This is a genomic window from Flavobacterium branchiophilum NBRC 15030 = ATCC 35035, assembly GCF_002217205.1.
Lineage (GTDB): Bacteria > Bacteroidota > Bacteroidia > Flavobacteriales > Flavobacteriaceae > Flavobacterium > Flavobacterium branchiophilum.
Window position 1 is genome coordinate 1 of sequence record NZ_MUGT01000124.1, and the last position, 9,437, is coordinate 9,437.

Genomic DNA, 9,437 nt, shown 5'->3' on the forward strand with positions numbered 1-9,437 from the left:
GTTTTACCTTGCCATTAATCCTTGAATTTTGGGCAAGCATAAACTGGTAAAAAACTTTACCTTCTTTAGAATTTTGCTTTTTTACTACTCTTATAAACATTTTGCAAATATATCAAACGCTTATCAAATAAACAATAATCATACCTCACTACAAACGAGATTTACAAACTACTGAAAATTTATAAACTGCTGATTTTAAGGTTTTTAAATTTTTTAGACTCAAGCAACAGCCTTATATTTAACATATATTTAACATATATTTAACACAAAAAAACCTTTTTACTAATTTTAAAATGCTAAAATCGGCAAGTTGGGTTAAACAAAATTGCAAAAAGTATTATCAAGCAACAAGATCAATCGGGACTTTGGTATCAAGTTACCGATAAAGGATCTAGTGAAGGAAATTATATGGAATCTTCTGCATCTTCTATGTTTATTTATACTTTGGCAAAAGGAGCAAACAAAGGATATCTTCCAAAAAAATATTTTAAAATAGCCAATAAAGCTTTTGATGCACTTATAAAAGATTTAATAAAAACAGATGCTGATGGTCAAATTCATATTACTCAGGCTTGTGCAGTAGCGGGTTTAGGAGGCAAACCGTATCGAGACGGGTCATATTCCTACTACATAAATGAAAGAAAAAAAGACGATGATCCAAAAGCAACGGGCCCTTTTATTTTGGCTGCTTTAGAATTAAATAGATAGCATTATAAAGTTTTTCAAATGTAAATCAAATAGTTACAATAAATTATTCGATTTCAAAAATAGATTGGAAGCATAAAGTGAAAAGAACTGCTACTAAATTTGGTTTTGTAACTTTGCATGTTGAATTTGATACTATATTGTTTAAAAAAAAATGAGATTGCTTTAAATTATTTATAAAAATGAAGAAATTTTCAATTAAATTTGGTTTTGTAACTTTGCATGTTGAATTTGATACTATATTGTTTAAAAAAAAATGAGATTGCTTTAAATTATTTATAAAAATGAAGAAATTTTCAATTCTATTAATGGTGTTGTTTTTTACGGTTTCTTGCAAGTCAATTGCACAAGATGCTAAAGCTATAGAAAGCACCAAGCAAACAAAACCACAAGAAAAAGTTACTGATTGGAATAAATTTATGGCATCAAAAGAGGAGCAATGGTTTGGTACTGAAGAGGCTCACAAAATTGCTGAAAATGTACTATTATATCAAAGAGATATTGGTGGTTGGCCCAAAAATATTCAAATGCAAAACCCATTGTCTGATAATGAGGTGCGTCAATTGCTAAAAATGAAAAACGACCCAACAGGCTGTACGGCAGATAATGGTGCAACTTGCCAAGAAATGGTGTTTTTGGCTAAAGTGTATCGTCATTTTCCAGAGGAAAAATATAAAAATGCCTTCTTAAAAGGACTTATGTACTTGCTTATGGCTCAATATGATAACGGAGGTTGGCCACAATTTTATCCATTAAAAAAAGGTTATTACACACACATTACCTACAATGATGATTTAATGGCAAACATCTTAAATATTTTACACGTTATCAAAGTCCATTCAAAGTATAACACCATTGAAATTCCAACAGAAATTTACAATAAATCGGTTATTGCATTTGATAAAGGAATCCAATGTATCCTAAAAACACAGTATTTGCAAAATGGGGTTTTGACTGGTTGGTGTGCTCAATATGACGAATTTTCTTTGCTGCCTGCAAACGCAAGAGCATTTGAATTGGCATCTTTAAGCGGAAGCGAATCGGCTAAAATTGTATTATTACTAATGGCTATTGAAAATCCTTCAGTAGAAATAATCCAATCGGTGGAAGCGGCTCATAAGTGGTTTGAAGCTACAAAAATAGTAGGATATAAAGTTATTAGTATTCCAATTGAAAAGGAACAAAAAACAGATAAAGTCCTTGTTGAAAGCCCTGATGCAGAACCAATTTGGGCACGATTTATGGAATTGAAAGACAATCAACCCTTTTTTTGTGATAGAGATGGCATTAAAAAACAGGCTTTATCTGAAATTGGATATGAAAGAAGAACTGGTTATAAATGGTATGGAAACGAACCTAAAGAAGTCTTGAAAAAATATCCAAAGTGGAAGGAAAATCTAAAAGTAAAATAAAGAGAAAAGCATACCTTTTTTTATTGTTTAATTCAAAAAAGTAATCGATTGCATTTTAAAATGACTTTTGTTTTAATTCCAGATTTTTAAATGTATTACTGATACATTATTATCAAATTATAATTTTAAAAAAGAAAAAAATCACGATGAAAATAGTAAAGATAATCACTGTGCTACTAGTATTGTTGCAAGTGTCGGTTTCTGCTCAAAATGCACTTTCAAAGGAACCACCCAAAACCTATGCCGAAATATCCATCAAAGAAGGTGGAACATGGGTTGGTCAAAAATATGAAGGCGGTACTTTTGTAAATGTATTCAATTTAAAAGTACCAAAATCGCATTGGGATCATTCTTATTTTATTCGATATGAAGGACCAGGCTGGGAATCAAAAAAAATTGCCTACAGGTTATATTTAGATTGGAGAAATTGCATCGATATTTTTGGGAAAGTTTCAGATACATTGGTGCTTTCAAAAGTGGGTTTAGATGGTTTTGAATCGTACCATCATGAAAGCCCTTGGGGAATGGACATTTTGAAAGTTGATAAAGGCTTGGGTATTGGAGCCATTGGACGATTTTCAGGATCAGAAGTGTTGCATTTTCAAAAAGTAGATTCCACTTTTGTAACTATTGAAAACAAAGAAAACCAATCTTCTGTAATTGTGAACTATAAAGGATGGCAAACCAACACGGATAAAATTGACTTTCAATCCACATTAACAATTGATTCGTATAGTCGCCATACCAAACACACCATTCAAACCTCTAAAAAAATAGAGGGCATTTGCACAGGAATTGTAAAATTTAAAGCTATTGATTTGGTTTCAAAAACAAGTGAAAACAAAAAATGGGCTTATATGGCAACCTACGGAAAGCAATCATTAGTACCCGATAATTTAGGAATGGCTGTTTTTTATAAAGTTGCAGATGTAAAAGAACGTAAAGAAGCCGAATTTGATCATTTAATAATTTTTAAACCCACCAAAAAAGAAGTAACTTTTTATCTTTTAGGTGCTTGGGAACAAGAAAAAGAAGGTATAAAAACACAAGAAGAATTTTATAAATATCTAGATCAAAAATTAGAAGAATTAGAAAAGAAAAATAAAATTTAATATTAAAACAGTGCGTTTATGATTGTCAATTTCAAAAAAGCAACTACCATTCTTATCATCATCTTTTTTTTACTTGGGGTGAAAGGGTATTCTAATAACTTTAAAGTAAAGAACACTGATTTTTATAAAATTGTGGCTCAAGATGGCACGGGTGATTATGTCTCTATCCAAGCTGCAATAAATGATTGTGTTTCTTTTCCTAATGAAAGAATTACAATTTTTATTAAAAATGGGGTTTATAAAGAAAAAATAAAAGTCAATGAATGGAATGCCAATATCACATTATTAGGCGAAAGTAGAGCAAATACAATCATAACCCATGATGATAATTTCAATAAAATGGGTATTGGAAAAAACAGTACTTTTTTAACCTATACTTTACTAATTGAAAGTAATGATGTGATATTAAAAAATTTGACAATCGAAAACGCTTCTGGTGCAATTGGTCAAGCAATAGCTTTGTCTGTTATTTCTGATAATGTTATGGTTGTAGATTGTAATATCATTGGGAATCAAGACACTTTATATGCCTCTGGCAAAGGAAGGCAGTATTATAAAAATTGTACTATTGAAGGCACTACCGACTTTATTTTTGGTAATGCAACCGCTTATTTTGATTGTTGCGAAATCAAATCAAAGAAAAACTCCTATGTTACAGCTGCTTCAACTCCCGAAGAGTCAAAATATGGTTTTGTTTTTCAATCATGTCATTTTATTGCAGATTCAAATGCCACAAAAGTATATCTTGGAAGACCATGGCGAATTTATGCAAAAACAGTCCTTTTGAATTGTATTCTTGAAAAACATATTGCTCCAGAAGGCTGGCAAAATTGGTCTAAACCAGAAGCAGAGAAAACAACTTTTTATGCCGAGTTTGATTCCGTTGGAGATGGGTCGAATACAAATAATAGAGTACAATGGTCGCATCAATTGAATCAAACCCAAGCAAAGAAATATGAAATGAAGCAGTGTTTAGGAACCGATTTTTTTAATACGATTCAAAAATTTTTAAAAAATGAAAAATAGAATACTATCATTAGTAGTGCTACTATTTCTGTTTAATGGTTATGCCCAAAAAGTAACCATTTATGGAATTGGCGATTCAACAATGGCAGATAAAGTGCATCCAAATGAAAATCCAGAACACGGTTGGTTGCAAGTGTTTCCAAAATTTCTAACCACCGATGCAATCGTTATCAACAAAGCAGTTAATGGACGAAGCACTAAAAGTTTTTTGAATGAAAAACGATGGGATTCCATTTATAAAAATTTAAAAAGAGGCGATTATGTCTTCATTCAATTTGGGCATAATGATGGCAAAGTAACCGATTCCATTAGATATACAAACCCACATACGGCTTATCGTTACAATCTAATTCAATTTGTTCAAGAAACCCGCCAAAAAGGAGCAATTCCTATTTTATTTTCTTCAGTTACAAGAAGAAATTTTAACGAACAAGGCGTTTTAGTAAGCACTCATAACGATTATACCCAAGAAACCCGATTGATTGCAAAAGAATATGAAGTCCTTTTTATTGATTTAGAATATTTATCTGAAAAATTAGAAATGTCTTATGGTCCAGAAAATTCAAAAAAATTACATCTACACTTCATTGCAGGAGAAAATCCATATTACCCAAATGGAAAAGAAGACAACACGCATTATTCCTTGCTAGGTGCAACCGAAATTTCAAAAATAGTTGCCCAAACACTACTTTCAATAGAAGATACTTCTGTTAAAAAATTAAAGAAAGTTGTGGATAAAGAAAGTTTTTAAATCCATAATTTTCAATAGTTTAGGTAGTCTATAATAATTTTTAGTGATTTCTGATGTGTGCCAATCATCATTTTCTCTAGCAATTTTTTCAAAAGACCCGATTATTTTGGGTTTCAAAAGATAAAAACTTATGAATACCGTTGCTAACACATTGATTTCCGCTGTGTAATTTGGTTAAGTGTTTTTAAAATAAATAATTTTTTTTAAACATTAAGGCATTAAGAGACATTAAGTTGCTGATTTTTAGTTTCACGCAAAGTCGCAGAGACGCAAAGATTTAAGATTTTTGACTTTTTGTTACAGGTTACTGATTGTCAAATTAAATTTTAAACATTAAGGCATTAAGAATCATTAAGTTATTGTATCTAATGGCTTTTTTGATTAGATATATAAAGAAGTACAAACGAATGAGTCAAAAAGTGAACAAGTTGATGATTTCCAATTTAACGAAAAATGGCTTTGGAACACGGATGCCGCAGCCCGACCTGAGTGGAGCTCTTTTTTTCTTGCCGTGAGCGGTTAGTTGATTTCGGCAAGAAAAAAAAGCGGGAACGGAGGGCGGAATAGCTGCCCAAATAATAAAAAAACAGTTCCTTTTTTACATTAAATTCCTTTTCAAAATAGCTACTATATTAATTGTTTTTTGTATTTTTGCATTAAAATAGCTAATATGTTGGCTATTTTGTTTTTTAATTAAAATTTAAAAAAATGCGTTATACTATAAACAAACAACCTACGGAAGTACTACTAGAAATAGCTAAAAGACAGGTAAAAATGCGAAAAAGTAAAAGATTTACGCAGCAAGAAGTCGCCACACGAGCAGGTGTTTCGTTGGGAAGTTTGAAACGCTTTGAAACCACGGGGCAAATTAGTTTGGAATCGTTGTTGAAATTGGCTCATTTTTTTGATTGTTTAACGGATTTTGATCTTTTGTTTTATAGAGAAGACACTTCCGAAATTGAGAAACTTTTTAGTAAAAAATAAAGCAAATGAAAACGATTGAAAAACTAGAAGTAGCCCTTTTATTTGATACAGAACCACAGAAAGTGGGCGAATTAATTTTGCTAAAAAACAAGATTTATTTCAAATATTTTGATACTTTTTTAGAGAAAAAAATCAACATTTCGCCATTCAAATTGCCTTTTAACGCTAGTGTGCAGCAACTACCCAACACTATTTTTGATGGGTTATTTGGTGTTTTTAATGACTCGTTGCCAGATGGTTGGGGAAAATTGTTAGTTGATAGACATTTACAGTCAAAAGGGATAAATAGTAAAACAATTAATCCTTTAGACCGATTATCTATTGTAGGAAAAACTGGAAATGGTGCTTTGATCTATGAACCCATTCAAATGACAGAAGAAATTGATAATCAAGTAATTGACTTAGATTTTTTGCATAAAGAAATGCAATTGGTACTTAGCGGAACGGCATCTGATGTGCTTGATGAGTTATTTCTTTTTGGTGGTTCATCTGGGGGAGCAAGACCGAAAATTAATGTTGGCTATAACCCTGCAACCCATCAAATCATCCCAAGTTTCGACCATTTACCCGAAGGTTTTGACCATTGGATTATTAAATTTACATCTTCTTTTGATGCTCAAGATACTGCTCAAATTGAATATGTCTATCACAAAATGGCACTTTTGGCAGGTATTGAAATGATGCCTTGTCGTTTGTTCCAAGGAAAATCAGGGCGCTATTATTTTGGCACCAAACGTTTTGACAGAAACCAAAACAGCAGACAACATTTGCATTCCATCAGCGGATTGTTGCATGATGATTTCAGAATGAGCAGTTTAGATTATGGGCATTTGATGGATGCTGCTTTTCAATTGGAAAAAAATACGGCGGTTTATGAAAAAATATTTCGATTGGCAACCTTCAATTTATTCACTCATAACAGAGACGATCATAGTAAAAATTTCTCGTTTTTGATGAATAAAAATGGAGTTTGGCAATTTGCACCGGCTTATGATTTAACTTTTTCAGCTTCTTCCATGGGAACACACAGCACAAGTTTTGCTGGCGAATATAAAAACCCAAGTGTTGCCCATTTGAAAGAGTTAGCTAAAGTTTTCGGATTAAATCAACCCGATTCCATATTTGATGAAGTGAAAAATGCCATACAACAATGGGAAACATTGGCAAAAAATCATGAAGTTTCTAATATGGCAATAAACAAAATCAAAAGCACGATGCAAAATTTGATGAAATAAGGAAAATTAATGATTTAAAATTTTAATGCAACGATTTTTCAAACTACGCAAATTAATTACGCACTTGCTCGATCATCTTTGCATAAGAAATTTAAAAAGATAGAAAACATGAATGAAAACAGAACATTTTCGGGAAAAGATTTGATCGCATTAGGATTTTATCAAGGGGCGTGGTTCAAAGACGCAATAGCTTATATCAATGCAAATGATTTATCGCAAGAGGAATTGATGGCTTATTTGGAACAATTTAGAGCACCTGCTCCTTTGGATTTGCACGAAGTTCCAGTGGATTTTCACCAAAACATATTGGCTGACAACGAATTAGAAGAAAAAAACAAAACCGATGTGGTCCAAACCATGATGGAATTGATGAAAACCCCAACCTTGACCAAAGGCGCCATTATGCCCGATGCTTGTCCGACAGGATCTATTGGAACCATTCCAGTTGGGGGTGTTGTGGTTGCAAAAAATGCTATTCACCCAGGGATGCATAGTGCCGATATTTGTTGCTCGGTGATGCTAACGGATTTTGGGAAAACGGATCCCAAAGCGGTATTGGATGCCGCTCACGAAATTACACATTTTGGTGGAGGCGGTAGAAGTAGAGAAGACCAATTCCGTTTTCCAGCCGAACTTTTGGAACAATTTGAATCGAATGCCCTTTTGAATGATCAGAGAATGATCAGTGTGGCACGTTCGCATCTTGGAACGCAAGGCGATGGGAATCACTTTTTGTTTGTTGGTATTTCCAAAAAAACAGGCAACACCATGTTGGTTACACATCATGGAAGTAGGGGAGTGGGCGCCAATTTGTTTAAAAAAGGAATGCATTTGGCAGAAAAATTCAGAAAAGTACTTTCGCCAAAAACCTTGAAACAAAATGCTTGGATACCGTATGAAACGCCCGAAGGGAAAATGTATTGGGAAGCCTTGCAAATCATCCGTTCGTGGACAAAGAAGAATCACGAATGCATTCACGACGCCACTTTAGAAAAATTAAACCAAGAAAAAGAAGCGAGATTTTGGAACGAACATAATTTTGTTTTCAAGGACGGCGATTTGTTTTATCATGCTAAGGGAGCAACGCCTTTAGATCCCAAATTCATGCCCGATATTACGGGCCCGAGGTTGATTCCGTTGAATATGGCAGAACCGGTTTTGATTGTGGAAGGAGCAACTACGGAGAGCAATTTAGGATTTGCACCACACGGAGCCGGAAGAAATACCAGCAGAACCCAACATAAAAAAACCAAAGCCCATCAAACCATGCAAGCCGTTTTTGAGGAGGAAACCAAAGGCTTGGATGTTCGTTTTTTCTCTAATGAAATTGATATTTCCGAATTGCCATCGGCTTATAAAAATGCCGCTTCGGTGCGCGAGCAAATGGAAACCTTCGGACTGGGAACGGTTATTGATGAGGTAATGCCTTATGGTTGTATTATGGCTGGTAATTGGGAAAAAAACGCACCTTGGAGAAGGAGATAATTGGGTATTTATATTAACGGCAGGACTTTAGTCCAGCCCTATTAATGTATTGCGATTGCAAGGTTCCAGTTAAGTCCCGTAGGGACGATTCATTTTGTAGCAACGGATTTTAATCCGTTGGTGAAAAGACGAATCATTTTGTAGCAACGGATTTAAATCCGTTGGTGAAAATACGAATCATTTTGTAGCAACGGATTTAAATCCGTTGGTGAAAAAGGAATTTAATCTATTGGGAAAAAAATTATAAAAAATCATAGAAATGAAACAAAAAATTCATCAAAAACTCAAGGAAGTTGTTCTTGAAAAAGGAGTTGAACTACTTACTGCGGTAGAGTCGGGTAGTAGGGCTTGGGGGTTTGCCTCACCTGATAGTGATTACGACATTCGATTTATTTACAAGCACGATTTGGATTATTATTTGTCTCTTCGACAGCAAGCAGACACCATTGAATTTATGACCACAGACGATTTAGACGGAAGCGGTTGGGATCTTCGGAAAACCTTATTATTGTTAGCCAAATCCAATGCTTCGCTATTGGAGTGGTTGTTTTCGCCTATAGTATATTTTGAAAATGAAGCAGTTATGAATAAAATGAGGGAGTTGGCATTAGACTGTTTTTCACCAGTTGCTTGCTTGCATCATTATTTGGGAACCACAAAAAATTTTATGCCCCTTTGTCAAGCTGAAGAAATCAAACTTAAAAATTATTCGAGTTATTTACATAAA

The 9,437-nt window shown here is 33.5% G+C and carries 8 protein-coding genes and 1 pseudogene; all 9 read left to right on the forward strand.

The window, feature by feature from the left end; all coding sequences use genetic code 11:
• Positions 1 to 315: 315 nt before the first annotated feature.
• Positions 316 to 708 (forward strand): annotated as a pseudogene (locus B0A58_RS12735) (glycoside hydrolase family 88 protein); the annotation flags it as partial.
• Positions 709 to 989: 281 nt separating this feature from the next.
• Positions 990 to 2,117, forward strand: a complete 1,128-nt coding sequence (gene pelA, locus B0A58_RS12740) for a pectate lyase (protein WP_089081377.1) — start codon at positions 990 to 992, stop codon at positions 2,115 to 2,117.
• 146 nt (positions 2,118 to 2,263) lie between these two features.
• Positions 2,264 to 3,229, forward strand: coding sequence for a DUF4861 family protein (locus B0A58_RS12745; protein WP_089081378.1), 966 nt, complete (start codon positions 2,264 to 2,266; stop codon positions 3,227 to 3,229).
• A gap of 18 nt (positions 3,230 to 3,247) precedes the next feature.
• Positions 3,248 to 4,255: a pectinesterase family protein gene (locus B0A58_RS12750; RefSeq protein ID WP_089081379.1), complete on the forward strand. Its 1,008-nt coding sequence runs from the start codon at positions 3,248 to 3,250 to the stop codon at positions 4,253 to 4,255.
• Positions 4,245 to 5,006, forward strand: a complete 762-nt coding sequence (locus B0A58_RS12755; protein WP_089081380.1) for a rhamnogalacturonan acetylesterase — start codon at positions 4,245 to 4,247, stop codon at positions 5,004 to 5,006. Before B0A58_RS12750 ends, B0A58_RS12755 begins: the two co-directional genes overlap by 11 nt.
• Before the next feature lie 708 nt (positions 5,007 to 5,714).
• On the forward strand, positions 5,715 to 5,990 hold the full coding sequence (locus tag B0A58_RS12760) for a helix-turn-helix domain-containing protein (RefSeq protein ID WP_089081381.1): 276 nt from the start codon (positions 5,715 to 5,717) through the stop codon (positions 5,988 to 5,990).
• A 5-nt stretch (positions 5,991 to 5,995) separates the two neighbouring features.
• A complete protein-coding gene (locus B0A58_RS12765; protein ID WP_089081382.1) occupies positions 5,996 to 7,225 on the forward strand; it encodes a type II toxin-antitoxin system HipA family toxin in 1,230 nt (409 codons plus the stop codon).
• A gap of 108 nt (positions 7,226 to 7,333) precedes the next feature.
• Positions 7,334 to 8,710, forward strand: a complete 1,377-nt coding sequence (locus B0A58_RS12770; protein WP_089081383.1) for an RtcB family protein — start codon at positions 7,334 to 7,336, stop codon at positions 8,708 to 8,710.
• 259 nt (positions 8,711 to 8,969) lie between these two features.
• Positions 8,970 to 9,437, forward strand: a 468-nt coding sequence (locus tag B0A58_RS12775; RefSeq protein ID WP_207758851.1) for a nucleotidyltransferase domain-containing protein, incomplete at its 3' end; no start/stop codon positions are given.